At 74.0% G+C, this 23,432-nt stretch carries 18 protein-coding genes; 13 read left to right on the forward strand and 5 right to left on the reverse strand.

Annotation, left to right across the window (positions count from 1 at the left end; translation table 11 throughout):
* Window positions 1–531 precede the first annotated feature (531 nt).
* On the forward strand, window positions 532–981 hold the full coding sequence (locus ACIOHG_RS33825; protein WP_400956356.1) for a PTS glucose transporter subunit IIA: 450 nt from the start codon (window positions 532–534) through the stop codon (window positions 979–981).
* Window positions 982–1,015: 34 nt separating this feature from the next.
* The gene (ptsP, locus tag ACIOHG_RS33830) at window positions 1,016–2,686 is read left to right on the forward strand and encodes a phosphoenolpyruvate--protein phosphotransferase (RefSeq protein ID WP_400956520.1); all 1,671 of its coding nucleotides are present in this window, start codon (window positions 1,016–1,018) and stop codon (window positions 2,684–2,686) included.
* A 69-nt stretch (window positions 2,687–2,755) separates the two neighbouring features.
* Here ptsP and ACIOHG_RS33835 read toward each other — a convergent pair whose 3' ends face one another.
* A complete protein-coding gene (locus ACIOHG_RS33835; RefSeq protein ID WP_400956358.1) occupies window positions 2,756–4,804 on the reverse strand; it encodes an acetoacetate--CoA ligase in 2,049 nt (682 codons plus the stop codon).
* A 156-nt stretch (window positions 4,805–4,960) separates the two neighbouring features.
* Here ACIOHG_RS33835 and ACIOHG_RS33840 point away from each other — a divergent pair, with 156 nt between their 5' ends.
* On the forward strand, window positions 4,961–6,556 hold the full coding sequence (locus ACIOHG_RS33840) for a phytoene desaturase family protein (RefSeq protein WP_400956361.1): 1,596 nt from the start codon (window positions 4,961–4,963) through the stop codon (window positions 6,554–6,556).
* An 84-nt stretch (window positions 6,557–6,640) separates the two neighbouring features.
* On the opposite strand, the gene ACIOHG_RS33845 is transcribed toward ACIOHG_RS33840, so the two are convergent.
* On the reverse strand, window positions 6,641–7,192 hold the full coding sequence (locus ACIOHG_RS33845) for an NUDIX domain-containing protein (protein ID WP_400956364.1): 552 nt from the start codon (window positions 7,190–7,192) through the stop codon (window positions 6,641–6,643).
* Between the two features lie 121 nt (window positions 7,193–7,313).
* Between ACIOHG_RS33845 and mmuM the strand changes: the two genes are divergently transcribed.
* From mmuM to ACIOHG_RS33865, 4 genes are all read left to right on the forward strand, one after another.
* A complete protein-coding gene (mmuM, locus tag ACIOHG_RS33850) occupies window positions 7,314–8,255 on the forward strand; it encodes a homocysteine S-methyltransferase (RefSeq protein ID WP_400956523.1) in 942 nt (313 codons plus the stop codon).
* Between the two features lie 57 nt (window positions 8,256–8,312).
* Complete coding sequence (locus tag ACIOHG_RS33855) at window positions 8,313–9,572, forward strand: hypothetical protein (protein ID WP_400956367.1); 1,260 nt, start codon at window positions 8,313–8,315, stop codon at window positions 9,570–9,572.
* Window positions 9,573–9,872: 300 nt separating this feature from the next.
* Complete coding sequence (gene glpK / locus ACIOHG_RS33860) at window positions 9,873–11,402, forward strand: glycerol kinase GlpK (protein WP_400956370.1); 1,530 nt, start codon at window positions 9,873–9,875, stop codon at window positions 11,400–11,402.
* A gap of 75 nt (window positions 11,403–11,477) precedes the next feature.
* A complete protein-coding gene (locus ACIOHG_RS33865; RefSeq protein ID WP_400956373.1) occupies window positions 11,478–13,061 on the forward strand; it encodes a glycerol-3-phosphate dehydrogenase/oxidase in 1,584 nt (527 codons plus the stop codon).
* Between the two features lie 96 nt (window positions 13,062–13,157).
* Here the strand turns inward: ACIOHG_RS33865 and ACIOHG_RS33870 are convergent, their stop codons facing one another.
* Together ACIOHG_RS33870 and ACIOHG_RS33875 are read right to left on the reverse strand one after the other, a co-directional pair.
* Window positions 13,158–14,585: a gluconate:H+ symporter gene (locus ACIOHG_RS33870; RefSeq protein ID WP_400956376.1), complete on the reverse strand. Its 1,428-nt coding sequence runs from the start codon at window positions 14,583–14,585 to the stop codon at window positions 13,158–13,160.
* A 99-nt stretch (window positions 14,586–14,684) separates the two neighbouring features.
* Window positions 14,685–15,209 carry a gluconokinase gene (locus tag ACIOHG_RS33875; protein WP_400956379.1) on the reverse strand — a complete coding sequence of 175 codons (525 nt, stop codon included), beginning with the start codon at window positions 15,207–15,209 and terminating at the stop codon, window positions 14,685–14,687.
* Window positions 15,210–15,393: 184 nt separating this feature from the next.
* Between ACIOHG_RS33875 and ACIOHG_RS33880 the strand changes: the two genes are divergently transcribed.
* Window positions 15,394–16,092, forward strand: a complete 699-nt coding sequence (locus ACIOHG_RS33880) for a FadR/GntR family transcriptional regulator (protein WP_400956381.1) — start codon at window positions 15,394–15,396, stop codon at window positions 16,090–16,092.
* 194 nt (window positions 16,093–16,286) lie between these two features.
* Window positions 16,287–16,580, forward strand: coding sequence for a hypothetical protein (locus ACIOHG_RS33885; RefSeq protein WP_400956384.1), 294 nt, complete (start codon window positions 16,287–16,289; stop codon window positions 16,578–16,580).
* Window positions 16,581–16,733: 153 nt separating this feature from the next.
* On the opposite strand, the gene ACIOHG_RS33890 is transcribed toward ACIOHG_RS33885, so the two are convergent.
* A complete protein-coding gene (locus ACIOHG_RS33890) occupies window positions 16,734–17,828 on the reverse strand; it encodes an NADH:flavin oxidoreductase/NADH oxidase (RefSeq protein ID WP_400956386.1) in 1,095 nt (364 codons plus the stop codon).
* 126 nt (window positions 17,829–17,954) lie between these two features.
* Between ACIOHG_RS33890 and ACIOHG_RS33895 the strand changes: the two genes are divergently transcribed.
* From ACIOHG_RS33895 to ACIOHG_RS33910, 4 genes are all read left to right on the forward strand, one after another.
* On the forward strand, window positions 17,955–18,299 hold the full coding sequence (locus ACIOHG_RS33895; RefSeq protein ID WP_400956388.1) for an ArsR/SmtB family transcription factor: 345 nt from the start codon (window positions 17,955–17,957) through the stop codon (window positions 18,297–18,299).
* A complete protein-coding gene (locus tag ACIOHG_RS33900) occupies window positions 18,296–18,574 on the forward strand; it encodes a hypothetical protein (RefSeq protein ID WP_400956390.1) in 279 nt (92 codons plus the stop codon). The genes ACIOHG_RS33895 and ACIOHG_RS33900 overlap by 4 nt, the downstream gene beginning before the upstream one ends.
* 286 nt (window positions 18,575–18,860) lie before the next feature.
* Entirely contained in the window at window positions 18,861–20,534 is a 1,674-nt protein-coding gene (locus tag ACIOHG_RS33905; RefSeq protein ID WP_400956392.1) for a glycosyltransferase family 2 protein, read from the forward strand.
* A gap of 14 nt (window positions 20,535–20,548) precedes the next feature.
* On the forward strand, window positions 20,549–23,389 hold the full coding sequence (locus ACIOHG_RS33910) for an acyltransferase family protein (RefSeq protein WP_400956394.1): 2,841 nt from the start codon (window positions 20,549–20,551) through the stop codon (window positions 23,387–23,389).
* Window positions 23,390–23,432: the final 43 nt, after the last annotated feature.

The raw sequence follows: 23,432 nt of genomic DNA on the forward strand, positions 1-23,432 counted from the left end.
TGACTTTTGGCACGCTGTTGAGTTCTCAAGGAACGGACGCTTCCTTCGGACCGCATTCCTGCGGACCCTCCGGGCGCTTCGTTCTTTCGTGTTTCGAGCCTATCAGACTGTTTTCGCTGCGTTGACCGCCGCTTTACCTGTCTGACTTGCTCTGTTAACCGCCGTTGCGCGGCGACCTGAGCAACCATAGCGGCTCCGCGCCGCAGCACCTAATCGAGGCGGGATGGAGTCACCCGAACGGCCGCTCGAAGGGGGTGTCGGCGGGGCGGGTGCGGGCTCACTCGGATGCCGTAGAGTGCGGCGCGTCGGCCGAGAGGACTAGACCACTTGAGGGCGGCGGGTTCGGTAGAGAGGGCGCGGGAAGGTCGGTTCGTATGCGGCGGGGTGGGTGCGGGTGGCGATCTTCGGTGGAGTGGCGCGCGGTCGCTATGTCATGAGATGTCCGAAGTTGACGTAATTTGGTTCTCGCTGATCGATGAGCCGCTGCCCCGCGGCCACCCGCGATGTACTCCGTACCTGGGAGGCTCCACCATGACCACTGTCACGTCGCCGCTCGCCGGCCGCGCCGTCGGGCTCGCCAATGTTCCGGACCCGGTGTTCGCGGGGGCCATGGTCGGGCCGGGGACGGCGATCGATCCGTTGCGGGAGCCGATCGAGGCGGTGGCGCCGGTGGACGGGCAGGTGGTGTCGATGCATCCGCACGCGTTCGTGGTGATGGACGAGAACGGGCACGGGGTGCTGACGCACCTGGGGATCGACACCGTGCAGCTCAATGGGGAGGGGTTCGAGCTGCTGGTGACCAAGGGGGACCGGGTGCGGCGGGGGCAGCCGGTGATCAAGTGGAATCCGGCGGCGGTGGAGGCTGCGGGGAAGTCGCCGATCTCGCCCATCGTGGCGCTCGAGGCGTCGGCGGAGCAGTTGAGCGGGGTCGCGGAGTCCGGTGAGGTCACGGCCGGTGGCGAGTTGTTCATCTGGAACTGACGGCGGCGGACGGCGAGGCGAAGGGGTTCGAATGATGGAGCGGACGCTGCGCGGCGTGGGGGTCAGCCACGGGGTCGCCATCGGGCAGGTGCGTCACATGGGGACGGCGGTGCTGGAGCCGCCGGTGGCGCAGGTCCCGGCCGAGGAGGCTCCTCGGGAGCAGGCCCGGGCGCGGGCCGCGGTGGAGGCGGTGGCGGCGGACCTGGTGGCGCGCGGGAACCTGGCCGGTGGTGAGGCGCAGGCGGTGCTGGAGGCCCAGGCGCTGATGGCGCAGGACCCGGAGCTGCTGGCGGACGTGAACCGGCGGATCGACGCGGGGTCGACGGCGGAGCGCGGGGTGTACGACGCGTTCGCGGCGTACCGGGAGCTGTTGGCCGCGGCGGGCGAGTACCTGGCGGGGCGGGTGGCGGACCTGGACGACGTGCGGAACCGGATCGTGGCGCGGCTGTTGGGCGTGCCGATGCCGGGGGTGCCGGACTCGGACGAGCCGTACGTGCTGCTGGCGCGGGACCTGGCGCCGGCGGACACGGCGCTGCTGGACCCGTCGCTGGTGCTGGGGTTCGTGACCGAGGAGGGCGGGCCGACCTCGCACAGCGCGATCCTGGCGCGGGCGATGGGGGTGCCGGCGGTGGTGGCGCTGGCGGGGGCGACGGAGTTGGCGGAGGGGGTGGTGGTCGCGGTCGACGGGTCCTCCGGCGAGGTGCTGGTGGAGCCGGGGGCGGAGCGGCAGGAGGAGTTGCGCCGGGGGGCGGCGGAGCGGAAGGCGGCGTTGGCGGCGGCGTCCGGGCCGGGGCGGACCTCGGACGGGTTCATGGTGCCGTTGCTGGCGAACGTGGGCGGTCCGGCGGACCTGCCGGCGGCGTTGGAGAACGGGGCGGAGGGCGTCGGGCTGTTCCGGACCGAGTTCCTGTTCCTGGACGACTCGGCACAGGCGCCGAGCGAGGAGAAGCAGGTCGCGGCGTACCGGAAGGTGCTGGAGGCGTTCCCGGGGGGCCGGGTGGTGGTGCGGGTGCTGGACGCGGGGGCGGACAAGCCGTTGGACTTCCTGACGCCCGGGGACGAGCCGAATCCGGCGCTGGGGGTGCGCGGGCTGCGGACGCTGCTGGAGCACCCGGAGGTGTTGCGGACGCAGTTGCGGGCGTTGGCGCGGGCGGCGGAGGGGCTGACGGTGCGGCTGGAGGTGATGGCGCCGATGGTCGCGGACGGGGTGGACGCGCGGGCGTTCGCGGGGGCCTGCCGGGAGGTGGGGCTGGACGCGAAGTACGGGGCGATGGTGGAGATCCCGTCGGCGGCGCTGCGGGCGGGGGCGATCCTGCGGGAGGTGGAGTTCCTGTCGTTGGGGACGAACGACCTGGCGCAGTACGCGTTCGCGGCGGACCGGCAGGTGGGGTCGTTGGCGCGGTTGCAGGACCCGTGGCAGCCGGCGCTGCTGGATCTGATCGCGGCGTCGGCGCAGGCGGCGAAGGCGGTCGGGAAGAGTTGCGGGGTGTGCGGCGAGGCCGCGGCGGACCCGTTGCTGGCGTGCGTGCTGACGGGGTTGGGCGTGACCAGTCTGTCGATGGGTGCGGCGTCGATCCCGTACGTGCGGGCGGCGTTGGCGCAGGCCACGTTGGCGCAGTGCCAGCGGGCGGCGGAGGCGGCGCGGGGGGCGGACACCGCCGAGGGGGCGCGGGAGGCGGCGCGGGAGGTGCTGTCCGGCCGGTAGGGGGTCTGGTCTCCCGAGGGGCCGCTGCCACCGTGGGGGTTGGCAGCGGCCCCTCGGGGCTTTCTCCGGCTAGGCCTGCTTGCGGGTGGTGGCGAGCCGTTCGAAGAACCGCAGGTGGTCGAGGTTGTCGACGGAGCCGGGGTTGACGGCCTCGGTGAGCGGGGTGCCGGCGAGCAGGCGCTTGACGGGCACTTCGAGGCGCTTGCCGGTGAGGGTGTGCGGGAGGCCCTGGACGGTGATGACCTCGTCGGGGACGTGGCGCGGGGAGAGTTCGGTGCGCAGCGAGGTGCGGATGCGGGCGGTGAGGGCGTCGTCGAGTTCGGCGCCGGGGGCGAGGACGACGAACAGCGGCATCCAGTAGCCGCCGTCGGGTTCTTCGAGGCCGATGACCAGGGACTCGGCGATCTCGGGGAGTCGTTCGACGACCTCGTAGATGTCGGCGGAGCCCATCCGGACGCCCTGGCGGTTGAGGGTGGAGTCGGAGCGGCCGTGGATGACGACGGTGCCGCGGGAGGTGGCGGTGATCCAGTCGCCGTGGCGCCAGGTGCCGGGGTAGGTGTCGAAGTAGCTGTCGTGGTAGCGGCGGCCGTCGGGGTCGTTCCAGAAGCCGGTGGGCATGGACGGCAGGGGCTTGGTGACGACGAGTTCGCCGACGGTGTCGGTGTGCGGGTGGCCGTCGGGGTCCCAGGACTCGACGGCGGCGCCGAGGCAGGGGGCCTGGATCTCGCCGAGGTGGACGGGGAGGGTGGGGACGCCGCCGACGAAGCAGGAGCAGACGTCGGTGCCGCCGCTGACGGAGGCGAGCCAGAGGTCGGACTTGACCTCGTCGTAGATCCACTGGAAGCCGTCGGGCGGGAGCGGGGAGCCGGTGGTGCCGAGGCAGCGGACGGCGGAGAGGTCGAGGTCGCGGCCGGGGTGGAGGTCGGCCTTGCGGCTGGCGATGACGTAGGCGGCGGAGGTGCCGAGGACGGTGGCGCGGGTGCGGGCGGCGACGGACCAGAGGGCGCCGGTGTCGGGATGTCCGGGGCTGCCGTCGTAGGTGACGATCGTGGTTCCGGTGAGCAGGCCGGCCAGCAGGAAGTTCCACATCATCCAGCCGGTGGAGGTGTACCAGAGGAAGCGGTCGTCGGGGCCGAGGTCGAGGTGGAGGGCGGCCTGCTTGAGGTGTTCGACCAGGATGCCGCCCTGGCTCTGCACGATGGCCTTGGGGAGGCCGGTGGTGCCGGAGGAGTAGAGGACCCAGAGCGGGTGGTCGAAGGGGACGGGTTCGAAGACGGGGTCGGTGTCGTCGGCGACCAGGTCGTCGTAGCAGAGGGTGCCCTCGGGGGCGGGGGTGTCCAGCAGGGGGACGTGGACGACGGTGGTGAGGGTGGGGAGTTCGCGGCGGAGTTCGGCGACCACCTCGGTGCGGTCGTGGTCCTTGCCGCCGTAGTGGTAGCCGTCGACGGCGAACAGGACGGTGGGTTCGATCTGCTGGAGGCGGTCGAGGACGCTGCGGGCGCCGAAGTCGGGGGCGCAGCTGGTCCAGGTGGCGCCGACGGCGGCGGTGGCGAGGAGGGCGACGGCGGCCTGCGGGATGTTGGGCAGGTAGGCGCTGACCCGGTCGCCGGGGCGGACGCCGTTGGCGCGGAGGGCGGCGGCCAGCGAGCCGACCTGGCGGCGGAGTTCGGACCAGCTGGTGGCGACGGGCTCGGTGGTGCGCTCGTCGAGGTGGAGGACGGCGGGGCGGTCGGCGTTGGCCGGGTCCTCGGCGGCGCGCAGGGCGTGTTCGGCGTAGTTGAGGGTGGCGCCGGGGAACCAGCGGGCGCCGGGCATGGTGGCGGGTTCGGCGAGGACAGCGGTGGGCGGGGTGTGGAAGCGGATGTCGAAGTACTCGGTGACGGCCGTCCAGAAGCGGTTGACGTCCTCGGTGGACCAGCGGTGGAGGTCCGCGTAGCGGGTGGCGGCCTCGGCGTCGGTGTCGACGGGGGCGAGCGGGGCGGCGGGGGCGCCGTGGTGCTCGGCGGCCCAGCGCTGGAAGGCGACCAGGCGGCTGGCGGCGGCGCGGTCGGGGTGCGGGCGCCAGAGCGGCTCGGGGTGCGGGTGCTGCTGGTCCTGGGGGGTCGGAGGGGTGCTCACGTGGTGGTCTCCAGGCCGGGGTGGGGACGGGTGGGCTTGTGGCGGGCCGTCCGTGGGGTGCTGACGCTGCTGACCATGCCACGTGATCTTCCGCTGGTCCAGGGTCGGGCGGTCGGGGTGCTGGTGGGGGCGGGTGGGAGGTGGTAGACCGGCGGGATGACGGTGGCTTATGACGTGGTGATCGTGGGCGGCGGGCACAACGGGCTGGTGGCGGCCGGGTACCTGGGGCGGGCCGGGCTGCGGGTGCTGGTGCTGGAGCGGTTGGGGCACCTGGGCGGGGCGGCGGTGTCGGAGCGGGCGTTCGCCGGGGTGGACGCGCGGCTGTCGCGGTACTCGTACCTGGTGAGCCTGCTGCCGCGGCGGATCCTGACGGAGTTGGGGGTGCGGGTGGAGCTGCGGCGCCGGCGGATCTCCTCGTACACGCCGTGGGAGCGGGACGGGCGGGTCGGCGGGCTGCTGGTGGATGCCGGGGACGCCGGGCGGACGGCCGGGTCGTTCCGGGAACTGACGGGTGGGGAGCGGGAGTTCGCGGCCTGGCGGGAGTTCTACGGGATGACCGGGCGGGTGGCGGAGCGGGTGTTCCCGTCGTTGACGGAGCCGTTGCCCTCGCGGGCGGAGCTGCGGGCCCGGGTGGACGATCCGGTGGCCTGGGGCGAGTTGTTCGAGCGGCCGTTGGGCGAGGCGCTGGAGCGCAGGTTCGCGGACGACGTGGTGCGGGGCGTGGTGCTGACGGACGCGCTGATCGGGACGTTCACGCACGCGCACGATCCTTCGCTGCGGCAGAACCGGTGCTTCCTGTACCACGTGGTGGGGGGCGGGACGGGTGACTGGGACGTGCCGGTGGGCGGGATGGGCGCGGTGTCCGGGGCGCTGGCGGAGGCGGCCCGGGCGGGCGGGGCCGAGTTGCTGACGGGGTGTGAGGTGACGGCGGTGGACCCCGGTGGGGCGGGTGGCCCGGCCGAGGTGGGGTTCCGGGACGCGGACGGGGTGGAGCGGCGGGTCGGGGCGCGCTGGGTGCTGTGCAACGCGGCGCCGGTGGAGCTGGAGCGGTTGGTGGGCGGGTCGGCGCCGGCGGACGGGGGCGGGGCGGCGGGTTGGGCCGGGCCGGAGGGGGCGCAGTTGAAGGTGAACATGCTGCTGCGCCGGCTGCCGCGGTTGCGGGACGGGGCGGTGGACGGGCGGGACGCGTTCGGGGGAACGTTCCACGTCGCGGAGTCGTACACGGAACTGGAAAACGCTTACCGGTCGGCTGCGGCAGGGCGGTTGCCCTCCCCCGCACCGTCCGAGATCTACTGCCACTCGCTGGCCGACCGGTCGATCCTGGGGCCCGGAGTGCCGGCCGGGGCGCAGACCTTGACGCTGTTCGGGCTGCAGGTGCCGGCCCGGCTGTTCGCCGCCGATCCGGCGGGGGTGCGGCAGGCCGCGTTGGAGGGGGTGCTGGCGGCCCTGGACGGGGTGCTGGCGGAGCCGCTGGCGGACTGCCTGGCGACGGATGCGGAGGGGCGGCCCTGTCTGGAGGTGCGCGGACCGCTCGACCTGGAGGCCGATCTGCGGCTGCCGGGCGGCAACATCTTCCACCGGGACCTGGCGTTCCCGTTCCTGGACGGGGCGGACGGCGGGCCGCCGGTGGGGCGCTGGGGCGTCGGGACCGCACATCCGCGGGTGCTGCTGTGCGGGGCGGGCGCGGTGCGGGGCGGCGGGGTGAGCGGGATTCCGGGGCACAACGCGGCGATGGCGGTGCTCGGGCGGTAGCGATGGGGGTGGAAGGCTGCTGCGGGGCCGGTCGGAAAGCGGTTTCCGATCGGCCCGGCGCGGTTCAGCGGGGTTCGGAGGGGTTCAGAGGTGGGCGTACTCGCCGGCGAACCAGGAGCCGGCGACCCGGGTGTGGAACGGGAAGACCAGCTGGGTGTCGACGGTGGCGAGCTGCCAGCCCTCGGTCTCCTCGGTGGGGACGGACGGCGGGAGGTCGGCGAGGTTGCGGGGCCGGAGCAGCCCGAACAGGCAGATGAAGCCGCCGCGCGAGTCGGATTCGGTGGCGACCAGGCGGACCTCGGACGGGTCGGCCGGGATGCCGGTCTCCTCGCGCAGCTCGCGGACCACCGCCTGCTGCCAGCTCTCGCCGTAGTCGACGTAGCCGCCGGGCAGGGCGAGCTGGCCGTAACCCGGTTCGATGGTGCGGCGGATGACGGTCAGTCGGGTGTCCCCGTCCGGGTGGTGCACGGGCAGCAGGGCGACGGTGACCGGGAGCGGGTTGCGGTAGCTGATCTCCTGGCAGCCGGAGCAGGTCCGCGGCCACGCCTCGGTGCCTTCCGGGTAGGGCGCGCCGCACCAGTGGCAGTGGCTGTGCGGGCCGAAGACGGCGGGGCGGGCGGACGGCTGGGTCGTCATGAGGGGATGGTAGTCCGACCGGGTGAGGCGGCGGGGGCGAAGCCGGAGCGGGCGGGAACGGGGGCGGGCCGGGGTCGCGGTGGGCCCGGGGCGGGTGCAGGCTGGAGGGATGGCTGTGCAGATGGACGGGGCGTCCGGCGCCGACGGGGGTTTCGGGGCGGCGTTGGCGGCGGGGACGCTGGTGCTGGACGGGGGGTTGTCGAACCGGCTGGCCGATCAGGGGTGCGACCTGACGGACGCGCTGTGGTCGGCGCGGTTGCTGGTGGACGATCCGGGGCAGCTGGTGGCGGCGCACCGGGCGTACTTCGAGGCGGGGGCGCAGGTGGCGACGGCGGCGAGCTACCAGGCGAGCCGGTCGGGGTTCGCGGCGCGCGGGGTGGGCGCGGCCAAGGCGGACCGGTTGCTGGCGCTGAGCGTGGAGTTGGCGCGGCAGGCGGCCGAGGAGGTGTCGGCGGCGTCCGGCGACGGGCCGGCACTCTGGGTGGCGGCCTCGGTCGGGCCGTACGGGGCAGTGCTGGCGGACGGGTCCGAGTACCGGGGCCACTACGGGCTGTCCGCAACGGAGTTGGCGGACTTCCACCGTCCGCGCCTGGCGGCGCTGGCGGCGGCGGGGCCGGACGTGCTGGCGGTGGAGACGGTGCCGGACCTGTTGGAGGCATCGGTACTGGCCGACTGTGTACGGGAGTTGGGGCTGCCGGTGTGGTTCTCGTTCGGGGCGGCGGGTGGGCGGACCCGGGGCGGTGAGCCGCTGGCGGAGGCGTTCGCGCTGGTGGCGGAGGTTCCGGAGGTGGTGGCGGTCGGGGTCAACTGCTGTGCGCCGGAGGAGGTGTCGGCGGCGGTCGCGCTGGCGGCGGAGGTGACGGGGCGACCGGTGGTGGCGTACCCGAACAGCGGGGAGGGTTGGGACGCCGGGGCGCGGGACTGGGCGGGGACGGCAACCTTCGATCCGGGCGCGGTGGGCGGCTGGGTGGCCGCCGGGGCCCGGCTGGTGGGCGGCTGCTGCCGGGTCGGCCCGGCGGAGGTGGCCGAACTCGCCCGGCTGGTAAGGGGATCAGCGGGATAGTGGGCTGCGGGACGGCGAGGTCGGGGGCGTCGGTCCACCGGCCGGGAGGAGCGGGACGTGACGGAGCGGGACGTGACGGAACAGGGCACGGCGGAGCAGGGCACGGCCGAACAGGACGCGGCGCGGCCAAGCACGGTGGAGCAGGACGTGGTCGGGCTGGTCAATGGGTTGGGGGTGCGCTGGGGGCGGGAGTTGGGGTACGGCTTCGGGGAGGTGTGGACGGCGGTCGGGGTGTGGCCGTTGTTGGCGGCGTTGGCCTCGGGGGCGGGCGGGGTGGCGCGGGCGGAGTTGGCGGCGGCGTTGGGGGTGCCGATGGAGCAGTCCCTGCCGGTGGCCCGGGAGTTGCTCGACGGGGTGCGGCGGATCGAGGGGTGCGGGGCGGCGCTCGGACTGTGGACGGCGCGGGGGTGCCGGGTCGAGCCGGGGTGGGTGGCGCGGCTGGGGCCGGGCCGGTGGGGGGAGTTGACCGGGGATGCCGGCAAGGACCGGGCGGCGCTGGACCGTTGGGCGGAGCGGGAGAGCGGTGGGCTGATCCCGCGGATGCCGCTGGGTTCGCTGGACCGGGCGTTGCTGGTGCTGGCCTCGGCGGTGACGGTGCGCACCCGGTGGGCCCGGCCGTTCCGCGCGTTGCCCGGCCGGATCTCCGAAGGGCCTTGGGCGGGACGGGAGTCGAGGCGGCTGACAGCAGCCGGTCGGGAGCTGTTCGAGCGGATCTCGGTGGCGGAGTCCGCGGCGGGGCCGGTGACGGAGGTCCGGGTCGAGGGCGCCGGCGAGGTGGACGTGCACCTGGTGCTGGGTGCGGCGGGGGCCGCGCCCGGGGCGGTGGTGGCGGCCGGGTTCGGGCTGCTCTCCGGGGAGGTGCGGCGGGTGCCGGTGGCGGAGCTGGCGGACGGCGCACCCGGTTGGCCGGGGCTGCGGTTGGAGACGGTGGACGCGGCGGCGCCGGACCCCGTCGGGGAGTTGGCCACGGTCGCGTTCCGGGTCCGCTCCTCGCACGACCTGTTGGCGCACCGGGACCTGTTCGGGCTGCGGGCGGCGGCCGGTCCCGGCGATCACTTCCCCGGGATCGACCGGAGCGGGCCGCTGCAGGTGTCGGAGGCACGGCAGGCGGCGCTGGCGGACTTCGGTGCCGAGGGGTTCGAGGGCGGTGCGGTGACGGCGGTGATGATGGCCCGGAGCGCGGCGGTGCTCGCCCCGCGGCGGTTCCGGGCCCGGCGGGCGGGGCTGGTCCTGGACCGGCCGTTCGCGTTCCTGGCGGTGCACCGGGCGACCGGTCTGGTGCTGCTGGCGGGGTGGGTGGCGGAGCCCGCGGCCTGACCCGGGGCGGGATCGAGTGCGGGGACGGTGATCGGCATGGTCGACCGGAGGATGCGGGAGTCCGGGGCGCACCGGCTCCTGGGCGGGTGGCCGGTGGGGTGGAGGCTCCTTGACTCGGGGGTTCGGCTGCGGTTGGCTTCCGGACATTGATCGACATTGTCAAACGGTGGCTGGAGGGTCGGCCCGGGCCGGACCGTCCGTGTGGTTTGCCGGACCCGCGCGCACGGGGACTGACGAAGGGTCAGCCCCTCCCCCTCCGACGTCCGTGTCCGAGTCCGAGTCCGTGAGCCGAGGAATCGAATGACTGCCAGCTACATCGCCGCGATCGACCAGGGCACCACTTCCAGCCGCTGCATCGTGTTCGGCGCGGACGGCCGGATCGTCTCCGTCGACCAGCAGGAGCACTCGCAGATCTTCCCGCAGCCCGGCTGGGTCGAGCACGACGCCGCCGAGATCTGGACCCGGGTGCAGTCCGTGGTGCGCGGCGCGCTGGAGAAGGCCGGCCTGACCCGGGACGACATCCGGGCGATCGGCATCACCAACCAGCGCGAGACCACCGTGCTGTGGGACCGGCACACCGGCGAGCCGGTGCACAACGCGCTGGTGTGGCAGGACACCCGGACCGAGGCGCTCTGCCGGGAGCTGGGCCGCAACGTGGGCCAGGACCGGTTCCGCCGCGAGACCGGCCTCCCGCTGGCCTCCTACTTCGCCGGGCCGAAGATCCGCTGGCTGCTGGACAACGTCGAGGGCCTGCGCGAGCGCGCCGAGGCCGGCGACATCCTGTTCGGCACCATGGACACCTGGGTGATCTGGAACCTCACCGGCGGTGTCGACGGCGGCAAGCACGTCACCGACGTCACCAACGCCTCGCGCACCATGCTGATGAACCTGCACACCCTGCAGTGGGACGAGAAGATCGCCGAGTCGATGGGCGTCCCGCTGAACGTGCTGCCGGAGATCCGGTCCTCGGCCGAGGTGTACGGGGAGGCGGTGGGCGAGCTGGCGGGGGTGCCGGTGGCGGCGGCGCTGGGCGACCAGCAGGCCGCGCTGTTCGGGCAGACCTGCTTCGCCGAGGGCGAGGCCAAGTCCACCTACGGCACCGGCACCTTCCTGCTGCTCAACACCGGCGAGAAGATCGTCAACTCGTACCACGGCCTGCTGACCACCGTCGGCTACCGGATCGGCGACCAGGCCCCGGTGTACGCGCTGGAGGGGTCGATCGCGGTCACGGGGTCGCTGGTGCAGTGGCTGCGCGACCAGCTCGGCATCATCTCGACGGCGGCGGAGATCGAGACGCTGGCGAGCACGGTGGAGGACAACGGCGGGGCGTACTTCGTGCCCGCGTTCTCCGGGCTGTTCGCGCCGTACTGGCGGTCCGACGCGCGCGGGGTGATCGCCGGGCTGACCCGGTACGTCACCAAGGGGCACCTGGCGCGGGCGGTGCTGGAGGCGACGGCCTGGCAGACCCGCGAGGTCGTCGACGCGATGCGCAAGGACTCCGGGGTCACACTGACGGCGTTGAAGGTGGACGGCGGGATGACCAGCAACAACCTGCTGATGCAGAACATCGCGGACGTGCTGGATGCGCCGGTGGAGCGGCCGTTCGTGGCGGAGACCACGGCGCTCGGCGCCGCGTACGCGGCCGGCCTGGCGGTCGGCTTCTGGAGCGACCTCGACACCCTGCGCGCCAACTGGCACCGGGCCGCCGAGTGGACGCCCCGGATGGACGCGGCGACGCGCGAGCGCGAGCACCGCAACTGGTTGAAGGCCGTGGAGCGCACCATGGGTTGGATCGAGCAGGACGAGCGGGACGCCCAGCAGCAGGTCTGAGCGGCCGCCGGAACCACCACTTTCCCGACCGGAAGGAGACGCGGGCCCGCCCCACGGGCCCGCCCACCACACACCATGGCAACCATCCCGACCCTGGGCGCCGAGCGCGACGCCGGCCGCGTCGTCCCCCGTGCCGCCACCCGTGAACTGCTCGGCCGGGCCCGCTACGACCTGCTGGTGATCGGCGGCGGCATCCTCGGCACCGCCACCGCCTGGACCGCCGCCCAGGCCGGTCTCAAGGTCGCCATGGTCGACGCCGGCGACTTCGCCGGCGCCACCTCCTCCGCCTCCTCCAAGCTGGTCCACGGCGGCCTGCGCTACCTCCAGACGGGTGCGGTGAAGCTGGTCGCCGAGAACCACAAGGAGCGCCGGGCGCTGGCCACCGACGTCGCCCCGCACCTGGTCAACCCGCTGACCTTCTTCGTGCCGGTGTACCGGGACGGGCCGCACTCGGCGCCGAAGCTCGGCGCGGGCGTGTTCCTGTACTCGGCGCTGTCGGCGTTCCGGGACGGCCTGGGCCGGGTGGCCTCCCCGGCGGCGGCGGCGCGGGCGGTGCCGGGTCTGCGGACGGAGGGGCTGCGTTCGGTCGCCGTCTACGGTGATCATCAGATGAACGATGCCCGGATGGCCGTGATGACGGTGCGGGCGGCGGTGGACGCGGGCGCGGTGGTGCTCAACCACGCCGAGGTGACGGGGCTGCGCTTCACCCGGGGCCGGGTCTCCGGCGCGGAGGTCAGGGACCGGCTGGACGGCGTCGAGTTCGGCATCGACGCCCGGCTGGTGCTGAACGCCACCGGCCCGTGGGTCGACCACCTGCGGCGGATGGAGTACCCGGGCGCGGAGCCGTCGATCCGGCTGTCGAAGGGCGCGCACGTGGTGCTGCGGCGGCAGGCGCCGTGGCGGGCCGCGCTGACCATCCCGATCGACCACTACCGGGTGTCCTTCGCCATCCCGTGGGAGGACCACGTCCTGCTCGGCACCACCGACGAGGAGTACACCGGCGACCCGCTGGACGTCCGCGCCACCGAGGCCGACGTCGACCAGATCCTCGACGAGGCCGGGCACGCGGTGCGGGCGGACCACCTGCGGCGGGAGGACATCACGTACGCCTTCGCGGGCCTGCGGGTGCTGCCCGGCGGGCCGGGGACGACGGCCGCGGCGAAGCGGGAGACGGTGGTGACGGAGGGCCGCGGTGGCATGCTGTCGGTCGCGGGCGGCAAGTGGACCACCTACCGGCACATCGGCCGGGTCGTCCTGGAGAAGCTGAAGCAGGCGTCCGGGGCGGGCCTGGCGGAGGACGTCTCGCCGATCCCGGCGACGGTGCCGCTGCCCGGCATCGGCGCGCCGAACGCGGTCGCGCACCGGCTGCTGATGGACCGTGACCCCGGGTCCCGGATGGACCCGCTGGTGGCCCGGCACCTGGCCACCCACTACGGCACGCTCTCCTTCGGGATCGCCAGGCTGGTCGCGGAGCGCCCCGAGCTGGGCGAGCGGGTGCACCCCGACGGGCCGGACATCTGGGCGCAGGTGGTGTACGCGGCCGAACAGGAGTGGGCGTACACGGTGGACGACGTGCTGCGCCGGCGCACCACGGTGACGGTGCGCGGGTTGGACACCGAGGAGGTCCGCAAGCGGGTGGCGGAGCTGCTGGGGCGCTGAGCCCCGTCCGTCGGCGGGCGTGGCGACGCCCTCCGGGAGAAGCGGGAGGTCCGGAGGGCGTCGCGGTCTTGGGGGTGCGGCGGGCGCGGTGGTTCGTCAGATGATCAGGCTGAGCGGCATGATCAGGGCGATCGCCACCACCGAGATGATCGTCTCCATCACCGACCAGGACTTCAGGGTCTGGCCGACGCTCATCCCGAAGTACTCCTTGACCAGCCAGAACCCGGCGTCGTTGACGTGCGACAGGAACAGCGACCCGGCGCCGATGGCGAGCACCAGCAGGGCGGCGTGGGTGGTGGACATGCCGGCGGCGAGCGGGCCGACGATGCCGGCCGCGGTGATGGTGGCGACGGTGGCGGAGCCGGTGGCCAGGCGGATCAGCACGGCGATCAGCCAGCCGAGCAGCAGCACCGAGACGTGCCACTTGCCGGACCACTCGCTGACCGCGTTGCCGACGCCGACGTCGATCAGGGTCTGCTTGAAGCCGCCGCCCGCGCCGACGATGAACACGATGCCGGCGATCGGGCCGAGCGCGGAGCCGACCGTCGCGGAGATCTTCCCCTTGTCGAAGCCGGCCGCCCGGCCGAGGGTCAGCATGGCCAGCAGGGTCGCGGCGAGCAGGGCGATCAGCGGCGAGCCGATGAAGTCGAAGAACCGCTGGACGGTGGACTTCGGGTCGTCGACGACCACGTCGGCGAGGGCCTTGCCGAGCATCAGCACGACGGGCAGCAGGATGGTCGCCATGACGGCGCCGAACCGCGGGGTGCGGGTCTGCTCGCGCTTCACCGGGTCGGGCGTCCCGGCCGGGGTGCTCTCGGCGCCCTGGGCGGCGGGGATCGCCAGCGGGCCGACCCAGCGCTCGGCGAGGCGGGCGAAGAGCGGGCCGGCCACGATCAGGGTGGGGACGGCGATCAGCAGGCCGAGCGCGAGGGTGACGCCGAGGTCGGCGTGCAGGGCGTCGACGGCGACCAGCGGGCCCGGGTGCGGGGGCACCAGGCCGTGCAGGACGGAGAGGCCGGCCAGCGCGGGGATGCCGATCCGGATCAGCGGGAGGTTGCCGCGCCGGGCCACCAGCAGCACGATCGGGATCAGCAGCACCACGCCGACCTCGAAGAACAGCGGCAGGCCGAGCACGGCGGCGATCAGCGCCATCGCCCAGGGCAGCGCCTTCGGGCCGGTCCGGGCCAGCACGGTGTCGGCGATGATGTTGGCGCCGCCGGAGTCGGCGAGCAGCTTGCCGAGCATCGCGCCCAGGCCGATCAGCAGGCCGACCGAGGCGACGGTGGAGCCGAAGCCGGTGGAGAAGCTGGCCAGCAGCTTGTCGAAGGGCGCGCCCGCGACGGCGGCGAGCAGCCCGGAGCCGAGGGTGAGGGCCAGGAACGGGTGCATCTTGAAGCGGGTGATCAGCAGCACGATCGCGCCGATGCTGAGCAGCACCGCGAGCAGCAGTTGCCCGTTGCTGGACGTGTGCGGCAGCGCCGGGGCGCCGGCCGCGAGCAGGGTGGGGGTCACGGGGGTCTCCATCGACGGGCCGTCACCGTCCGGCTGTCGGGCGGTCGGCGACGGGTGTGACGCAGGGGTGTGGGGTTGCCGGTCGGGGCCGGGCGGGCCGGTCGGGGCCGGTCAGTGGGGCAGGGCGGCCGCGGCGCGTTCGACGAGGGTCTCCGGGGAGGCGTCGACGTCCAGCACGGTGCCGTTCTCGTCCGCCTGGAGCGGTTCGAGGGTGGCGTACTGGGAGTTCAGCAGGGACGGCGGCATGAAGTGGCCGGTGCGGTGCGCGAGGCGGTCGCCGACCAGGTCGTGGCTGCCGTTCAGGTGCAGGAACCAGGCGTCGGGGCAGTTCGCGCGCAGTACGTCGCGGTAGCGGCGCTTGAGCGCGGAGCAGGTGACCACTCCCCCGGTGCCGGCGGCGGACCGTTCGCCCAGCCAGGCGCCGAGGGCGCGCAGCCAGGGCAGCCGGTCCTCGTCGTCCAGCGGGACGCCGGAGCGCATCTTGGCGATGTTGGCGGCGGGGTGGAAGTCGTCGGCCTCGGCGTAGGGAAGGCCGAGGCGGTCGGCGAGCAGTCGGGCGACGGTGGTCTTCCCGACTCCGGAGACGCCCATCACCACGATGACGGGCGGCTGCTGGTTCTCGGCGCTGAGAGCCATGGGTGGTGCTCCTGTCCTTGCCCGCGTCTGCGACGACGCCTGCTTGCGTGGCAACCTTGACTCAAAGGTATGACTTATTCAAGCCAGGTAAACCAAAACGTCATACTTTTTATGTCCGACAGCTTGCGGGAGCGGGAGCGGACGGCCGCCGTCTGCCCGGTGGGGGCGCCGATAAGCTGGGTGGATGGAGATCCAGGGTCTGCCCGGCCGTCTGCTTGCCGTTCTCGGTCCGGCGATCGCCTCCGGTGAGCTTCCCGAGGGGGCGGTGCTGCGGGCGGAGGAGTTGGAGGAGCAGCACGGGGTGTCGCGGACCGTGGTGCGGGAGGCGGTGCGGATCCTGGAGTCGATGCGGCTGGTCGAGCCGCGCCGGCGGGTCGGGATCACCGTGCGGCCGCAGCGCGACTGGGACGTGTTCGATCCGCTGGTGATCCGCTGGCGGCTGGCCGGGGCGGGGCGCTCCGCGCAGTTGCGTTCGCTCGGGTCGCTGCGGGTCGCGGTGGAGCCCGCCGCGGCGGCCCTGGCGGCCCGGCACGCCAGTGACGACGACCGGCGCGAACTCTCGTCCCTGGCCGTCGAGTTGACCGTCACCGCGCGGGCCGCCGACCTGGACGCCTTCCTCGATCACGACATCGCCTTCCACGCCGCGGTGCTGCGCGCCTCCGGCAACGAGATGTTCGCCCACCTGAAGGACACCGTCGGCGCCGTCCTGACCGGCCGCACCGAGCACCGGCTGATGCCGCACCGGCCGCGCGAGTACGCGGTGCGGCTGCACCGCGAGGTGGCCGACGCGATCTGCGCGGGCGACCCGGAGGCGGCCGAGCGGGCGATGCGGACCATCGTGGTCGGCGCGCTGGAGGAACTGGACGCCACCCTGCCGGACTGACCCGCCGTCACCGCCGTTGCCCCTACCGGGCCGGGCCCTCTTGCGCACCCGCATACGATCCTGGACGGGGACGGGCCCCGCTCCGCGCGACACGCCCGCCAGGGGTGGATTGCCGGGGGCGGCCGCATGGTCCGGGCCGCACGGGGCAGGTCTGGGGAGCACGGACGGGCGCAGGGACCGACTGGGGGTGCGCGGTGGGGTTTCGTCGACGCGGTCGGCTGCCGGACGAGGTGCGGGCCGCCGCGGTCCGGGCCGGACTGGCGTTCGCGTTCACGGTGGTGACGTTCGTGGTCGCGCTGCTCGCCTCCTGGGCGCACACCGATCTGCTCACCCCCGCACTGGCGTTGATGGCGCTCGGCGTCTTCCTGACCGCCTGGTGCCTGATCGACGTGGCGGTCTCCCGGCAGGTCGCCGCCTCCCGCCGCCGCACCCCCAACTCGGCCGGGCCGCTGGACGGTTCGCGCGAGCGGCGGCAGCGGGCGCACTGAGGGCCCCTTCGTCGACGGTCCGCCGGTTCCGCCGGTTCCGTCGGGGCGCTCATGGTCGATCCGTCCGGCCGGGTGGCGGGCAGGCGCAGCACGCGGCCGGGGGTCCGGCACGGGATGCTCCGTGCCGGACCCCCGGTGGGCGTGCTGGTGCGGTCAGCCGCGCGGGCCGACGGCGAAGCCGTACTGGGCGGGCCAGTTGCGCGGGACGCCGAGTTCGCGGGCGGCGTGCAGGGGCCAGTAGGGGTCGCGGAGGAGTTCGCGGCCGAGCATGACGGCGTCCGCGCGGCCCTCGGCGACGATCGCCTCGGCCTGGGCGGCGTCGGTGATCAGGCCGACGGCGTTGACCGGGAGGCCGCTCTCGCGGCGGATCCGCTCGGCGAACGGCACCTGGTAGCCGGGCTCGCCGGTGATCTTCGCGTGCGGGACGTTGCCGCCGGTGGAGACGTCGACCAGGTCGACGCCGATGGCCTGGAGCTCCTTGGCGAGCAGGACGCTCTCCTCGACCGTCCAACTGGGCGCGTCGGGGAGCCAGTCGGTGGCCGAGACCCGGAAGAAGACCGGCAGGTCGGCGGGCCAGACGGCGCGGACGGCGGTGGCGACCTCCCGGGCGAGGCGGCTGCGGCCGGCGAAGTCGCCGCCGTAGCCGTCGGTGCGGTGGTTGGAGACCGGGGAGAGGAACTCGTGGACGAGGTAGCCGTGGGCGCCGTGCACCTCGACCACCTGGAACCCGGCGGCCAGGGCGCGGCGGGCGGCGGCGGCGAAGTCCTCGACCACGGCGGCGATCTGAGCCTCCGTCAGTTCGGCCGGGACCTGGTGCTCCGGGTCGAAGGCGAGCGCGGAGGGGCCGACGGGCCGCCAGGCGCCCTGTTCGGCGGTGAGCGGGGCGCCGCCGCGGCCGGGCTTGTCGGTGGCGGCCTTGCGTCCGGCGTGGGCGAGCTGGATCGCGGGGACGGCGCCGTGCCGGGCGATCAGCGCGGCGACCCGGGCCAGGCCCTCCTGCTGGCGCTCGTTCCAGAGGCCGAGGTCCCACGGGGAGATCCGGCCCTCGGGGGTGACGCCGGTGGCTTCGACCATGACGAGTCCGGCGCCGCCGGCCGCGCGGGAGCCGAGGTGGGCGAGGTGGAAGTCGGTGGCGACGCCGGTCTCGGGCCCCTCGGAGGCGGCCGAGTACATGCACATCGGGCTGAGCCAGATCCGGTTGGGGATGGTCAGCGAGCGGAGGGTGAGGGGCTCGAACAGGGCGCTCACGGCTTCCTGCCCTTCCTGTCTGGTGGACTCTGGCTGTCCGGTGGGCTCTGGGGCGCTTTCGCTTCGTACGATATCCACCGTACTACGAGAACTGTCAAACTACGAGGGATCTCGTACCATGGGGCCATGGCCATCGACCAGGACTGCCCCGGGCTGCTGCCCGAGCCCGCCGCCGCCGAGCTGGAGCTCGTCCGGGTGCTGCACGCGCTGGCCGATCCGATCCGACTGCGGATCGTCGCCGATCTGGCGGCGGTGGGCGGCGTGGAGCTGAACTGCCTGTCCTTCGACCTGCCGATCACCAAGTCGACGATGACGCACCACTTCCGGGTGCTGCGCGAGGCCGGACTGATCCGGCAGCACCGGCGCGGCACCTCGAAGATGAACACGCTGCGCGCGGCCGACCTGGCCGAACGCTTCCCCGGGCTGCTGGAGTCCGTCCTGGCCGCCGTTCCGGCCGCGCCCGTCGGGTGACCGACCCCGGGGGCTGGACGATCGAGCAGGTCCGCGAGCTGTCGGGCCGCCCGAACGCGCGCCTGCTGCCGAAGCCGGGGGCCGCCACCGTCAGCACCGGGCCGCGCCGCCCCTACCGGCGGCCACTGCGCGCCGAGGCGGTGGTCGACTTCGACGGGGCGTGCCTGGTGTTCGCCGAAGGCGGTTGGTACGTCGGCGAGTTCGACGAGTCCGGCACGGCGCGCTGCCACGGCTCGTACGGCCCCGACCTGGCGGCGGCGCTCCGCGCGCTCTGAGGCCCGAGGACGTTCAGCACCGCCGAACTGACGGATCATCAGGAAGCCGGCAGTCCGGCGCCATTGGGGGTGGCGACCGTCCGCCGCGGGGTGGCGCAACTGTCGTGTCACGGTGCGCGTCACCTGTCACGGCAGCCCCGGCAGCGATCTTGTCTGACACGGTCATGCCTGGTCACGCGCCCTTCACCGGAGTTGTTCCGGCGTTCATCCGGGGTGGTCATTTGGTCTATACCAATCGGGTAATCTACCGGCGACAGGTGTCAGTATCCGGCCGTGGGGGGCCCACATGACTGCCAATCACCTTCCGTCACCGCCGTCCGATCAGGAGCTCTACTGGTACTTCGGACCCCAGCGCCGCTGGGTCCCACTGCTCTCCGCGCTCGCCTTCGTGCTCAGCGCGGTCACGATGTTCAGCTTCTCGCTGCAGACCCCGGCCCTCTGGCCGTTCCTCGCCGTCCTCGGCGTCAACCTGGTCGCCCTCGCGCTGACCTGCCTGAACGGGCTGCGCCGCCGCCGCTTCACCCGGGCCGGGCACGAACTGCTCGCCGCCGCCTGGCAGCCCGCCGAACCGCCGTCCGTCGACCTCTACCTGCCGACCTGCGGCGAACCGCTCGACATCCTGGCGAACGCCTACCGCGCGGTCGCCCTGATGGAGCACCGCGGCACCCTGGACGTCTGGGTGCTCGACGACGCCGACCGGCCCGAAGTCGCCGCCCTGGCAAGCGAGTTCGGCTACCACTACGTGGTCCGCCCGAACCGCGGCGAGTTCAAGAAGGCCGGCAACCTCAACCACGCGCTCACCCTGAGCCGCGCCGAGTACATCGCCATCCTGGACGCCGACTTCGCGCCCCGCGCCGACCTGCTGCGCCACCTGCTGCCGTACTTCGGCGACCCGAAGGTCGGCATCGTGCAGAGCCCGCAGTGCTTCGACACGCACGCCGAGATGGGCTGGGTGCAGCGCGCCGCCGGCTCCGCCCAGGAGTGGTTCTTCCGCTGGGTCCAGCCCAGCCGGGACGCCTCCGACGCGGCCATCTGCTGCGGCTCCAACGCCGTCTACCGGCGCGCCGCGATCGACGCCGCCGGCGGCTTCGCCCGGCTCGACCACAGCGAGGACATGTACACCGGACTCGCCCTGCACCAGCAGGGGTTCACCACCCGGTACGTGCCCGTGCTGGTCGCCAAGGGCACCTCGCCGGACTCCACCACCAGCTTCGTCAACCAGCAGTACCGCTGGACGATGGGCAACCTGCACCTGATCGGCGACCGGCCCACCCGCAAGGCGATGACCTGGCGGATGCGCCGCTGCTTCGACGAGGGCATCGTCGGCTACCTGGCCGCCGCCGTGAACGTGCTCACCGCGCCGCTGCCGCCGCTGGTCATGCTGTTCGCCTACCCGGGCGAGGTGCGCGCCTGGTACGTGCTGCCGATGCTGTCGCTGCTGTGGATCTGGCACGTCCTGCTGCCCCGGGTCAGCCGCACCCGCTGGCGCTCCGAAGTCCTGCGCGCCAACGTGCTGATGAGCTTCGCCGCCGCCACCGCCTACTGGCACACCCTGCGCGGCCGCAGCGCCGCCTGGGTGCCCACCGGCGTCGCCAAGCCCGGCCGCTCCGGCGGGATGGCCCGCAAGGTCCTGCTGGTCTCGATGCTCTGGACGGCCGGCACGCTCGCCGCCACCGCCCTCGGCATCGGCGTCGCCACCGCCCTGTACGGCTGGCACACCACCTGGGGCCTCGGCCTGTACCTGGCCGTGCAGCTGCACCTCGGCGTCCCGCTGGTCCGCGACCTGTACGCCGAACTCCGGCCGCGCGCCGCCGAATCGGCCGCCGCCCCCGACTCCGGGGCCCGCCCGGCGATGCGTCCCCGGCGCTGGCCCGAGGCCCTCGCCGTCACGAGCACGCTCGCCCTGATCGCCCTGCTCGCCTCCGGCTGGGCGGCCCCGATGCTGCCCTGGCTGGGCTGAAAGGTCCCGCACCCGTGTCCACCAGTACCGCCCCGCTCACCGTCGTCCTGCAACGGACACCACAACAACCCGCCGAACGGCCGAGGTTCCGGCCCGACATCGAGGGCCTGCGGGCCGTCGCCGTGCTCGCCGTGCTCGCCTTCCACGCGGCCGTCCCCGGCTTCGCCGGCGGCTTCGTCGGCGTCGACGTCTTCTTCGTCGTCTCCGGCTACCTGATCACCGGCCTGCTGCGCACCGAGACCGCGAACACCGGGCGCGTCCGGCTCGGCGAGTTCTACTCCCGCCGGGCCCGCCGGCTGCTGCCCTCCGCCGCCGTGGTGCTCGCCGTCGTCGCCGTGCTCGGCGCACTGCTCACCGCGCCGCTGCGCCGGGCCGACCTGGAGCGCGACGTGCTCGCCTCCGCGCTGTCCGTCGCCAACTGGCGCTTCATCGCCGAACAGACCGACTACCTGGCGGCCGGCCGCGACCCCAGCGTCCTGCTGCACTTCTGGTCGCTGGCCGTCGAGGAGCAGTTCTACCTGCTCTGGGCCCCGCTGCTGGCGCTCGCCGCCCGCTGGGCCTGGCGCCGGCGCACCCTGCTCGGCCTGACCCTGCTGCTCGGCGCCGCCTCCTTCTGGCTCTCCCTGCACTGGAGCGCCGGCGCCTACCTCTCCACCCCCACCCGGGCCTGGCAGTTCGCCGCCGGCGCGGTGATCGCCCTGCTGCCCGTCCGTCACCTACCGAGATGGGCAAGGGAGTTGCTGGGACTCGGCGGCCTGGCGGCGGTGCTCGCCTGCGTGCTGCTGTACGACGGCCGCACCCCCTACCCCGGCACCGCCGCCCTGGTCCCCACCCTGGGCACCGCCGCGATCGTGCTGGCCGGTGAACAGCACCTGGTGGGACGGGCGCTGTCGCTCGGCGCGCCGCGCGCGATCGGCCGGCTCTCCTACAACCTGTACCTCTGGCACTGGCCGGTCCTGGTGCTCGCCGAGGCGCACTGGGGCGCCCTGCACTGGGGCGTCAAGGTCGCGCTGACCGCGGCCGCCGCGCTGCCCGCGCTGGCCGCCCTGCACTGGCTGGAGCAGCCGCTGCGCCGCAGCGTGGTGCTCGGCGAGATCCCGCGCCGCGGCCTGTCGCTGGGCCTGACCGCCGTGGTGTTCCCGGTGCTGCTGGCGCTGGTGGTCGGCGCCGGGACCATCCGCAGCCTCGGCCCCGCCACTCCCCCGGACCCGGCCGGCCTGCCGCCCGGCGCCCGGGACGGCCACAGCCTGCTGGCCGCCAGGCCCGCCGCCAACGCCCCGACCGTGCCCAACCCCGTGCAGGCCCGGCAGGACTTCCCGCCGGACGGCGCCTGCGAGGTCGACCCGGCCGACACCGTCAGCCCGCCGTGCCGCTTCGGCACCGGCGAGGACCGGATCGTGCTGCTCGGCGACTCGCACGCCGGACAGTGGTTCTCCGCCGTCCTCGGCATCGCCGCCCAGCACCGGATGAGCGTCGAGGAACTCGTCAAGCAGGGCTGCCCGCTGCCCGAACTCCAGGTCGTCAACCCGCAGTTGGGCCGCACCTACCACGAGTGCGACACCTGGCGGGCGAACGCGCTGGCCCGGATCGCGGCCGGCCCGAAGCCGAAGCTGATCCTGGTCTCCGCGCTCAACCGGTACACCGCCGACCGGGCGGCGCTGCTCCGCGGCTGGGAGCGGACCCTCGCCCCGCTGCGGGAGCTGGGCGTCCCGATCGTCTACCTGCAGGACACCCCGATCCCCGGCCGGGACGTCCCGGTCTGCGTCTCCGGGCACCCCGACTCCACCGCCGCCTGCGACTTCCCGCGCGGCGAGGGGCTGTACGCCGACCCGCTGGCCGAGGAGATCGCCGCCGGGAAGTTCCCCGGCGTCCGCTCGGTCGAGGTCAACTCGGTACTCTGCCCCGGCGACGGGCGGACCTGCCCGGCCGTCCTGGAACACGTCCTGCTGTACCGGGACGACTCGCACCTGACCAATGCCGCGGCCGTGGTGCTCACCGCCCGGCTGGACCAACTGCTCACCGAAGCAGGCGCGTTCGGCACCGGCGGCTGGACCACGCTGCTGCACGACGAGTTCGACGGACCGGCCGGGTCCCGGCCCGACGCCGCCACCTGGCAGTACGACCTGGGGACCTGCTACCCCGGCTGCCCGGCCGCCCAGTGGGGCACCGGCGAGATCGAGACGATGACCGACTCGACCGCCAACGTCCGCCTGGACGGGCAGGGTTCGCTGGAGATCGTGCCCACCAGGGACGCGGCCGGCCGCTGGTCCTCCGGCCGGATCGAGTCCCGGCGCGCCGACCTGGCCGCCCCCGCGGGCGGCGTCCTGCGGGTGGAGGCGAAGCTGGCGCTGCCCGACGTGCACGGACCGGCCGCCGCCGGGTACTGGCCCGCGTTCTGGGCGCTCGGCGGCAAGCTCCGCGACGGGTACACCGGCTGGCCCGGCGTCGGCGAGCTCGACGTGCTCGAATCGGTCGGCGCCCGGGGCGTGTTCGGCACCCTGCACTGCGGGACCACCCCCGGCGGCCCCTGCCAGGAGCCGAACGGGCTCGGCTCCGGCGAGCAGCCCTGCGCCGACTGCTGGGGCGCCTTCCACACCTACACCGTGGAGGTCGACCGCTCCAGCAGCCCCGAGCGGGTCCGCTGGCTGCGCGACGGCCGGGAGTACTTCGAGGTCACCGCCGACCGGGTCGACCCGGCCGCCTGGGACCGGGCCGTGCACCACGGGAGCTTCCTGATCCTGAACGTCGCCGTCGGCGGCAACCTGCCTGCCGCGTACGGAAGTTCGCCGACTGCGACGACGGAGCCGGGCCACCCGATGAAGGTCGCCTCGGTCACCGTGTCGACGAGGAGCTGACGGACCGCCGGAACGCCGACGGCCCCCGCCCCGGGCGCACCGG

It is taken from the genome of Kitasatospora sp. NPDC088134 (assembly GCF_044741705.1).
GTDB lineage: Bacteria > Actinomycetota > Actinomycetes > Streptomycetales > Streptomycetaceae > Kitasatospora.

Coding starts and splice junctions, on each gene's coding strand:
- ACIOHG_RS33825 (WP_400956356.1), top strand. CDS start 532: ATGACCACTGTCACGTCGCCGCTCGCCGGCCGCGCCGTCGGGCTCGCC.
- ptsP (WP_400956520.1), top strand. CDS start 1,016: ATGGAGCGGACGCTGCGCGGCGTGGGGGTCAGCCACGGGGTCGCCATC.
- ACIOHG_RS33840 (WP_400956361.1), top strand. CDS start 4,961: ATGACGGTGGCTTATGACGTGGTGATCGTGGGCGGCGGGCACAACGGG.
- ACIOHG_RS33845 (WP_400956364.1), bottom strand. CDS start 7,192: ATGACGACCCAGCCGTCCGCCCGCCCCGCCGTCTTCGGCCCGCACAGC.
- mmuM (WP_400956523.1), top strand. CDS start 7,314: ATGGACGGGGCGTCCGGCGCCGACGGGGGTTTCGGGGCGGCGTTGGCG.
- glpK (WP_400956370.1), top strand. CDS start 9,873: ATGACTGCCAGCTACATCGCCGCGATCGACCAGGGCACCACTTCCAGC.
- ACIOHG_RS33865 (WP_400956373.1), top strand. CDS start 11,478: ATGGCAACCATCCCGACCCTGGGCGCCGAGCGCGACGCCGGCCGCGTC.
- ACIOHG_RS33870 (WP_400956376.1), bottom strand. CDS start 14,585: ATGGAGACCCCCGTGACCCCCACCCTGCTCGCGGCCGGCGCCCCGGCG.
- ACIOHG_RS33875 (WP_400956379.1), bottom strand. CDS start 15,209: ATGGCTCTCAGCGCCGAGAACCAGCAGCCGCCCGTCATCGTGGTGATG.
- ACIOHG_RS33880 (WP_400956381.1), top strand. CDS start 15,394: ATGGAGATCCAGGGTCTGCCCGGCCGTCTGCTTGCCGTTCTCGGTCCG.
- ACIOHG_RS33895 (WP_400956388.1), top strand. CDS start 17,955: ATGGCCATCGACCAGGACTGCCCCGGGCTGCTGCCCGAGCCCGCCGCC.
- ACIOHG_RS33905 (WP_400956392.1), top strand. CDS start 18,861: ATGACTGCCAATCACCTTCCGTCACCGCCGTCCGATCAGGAGCTCTAC.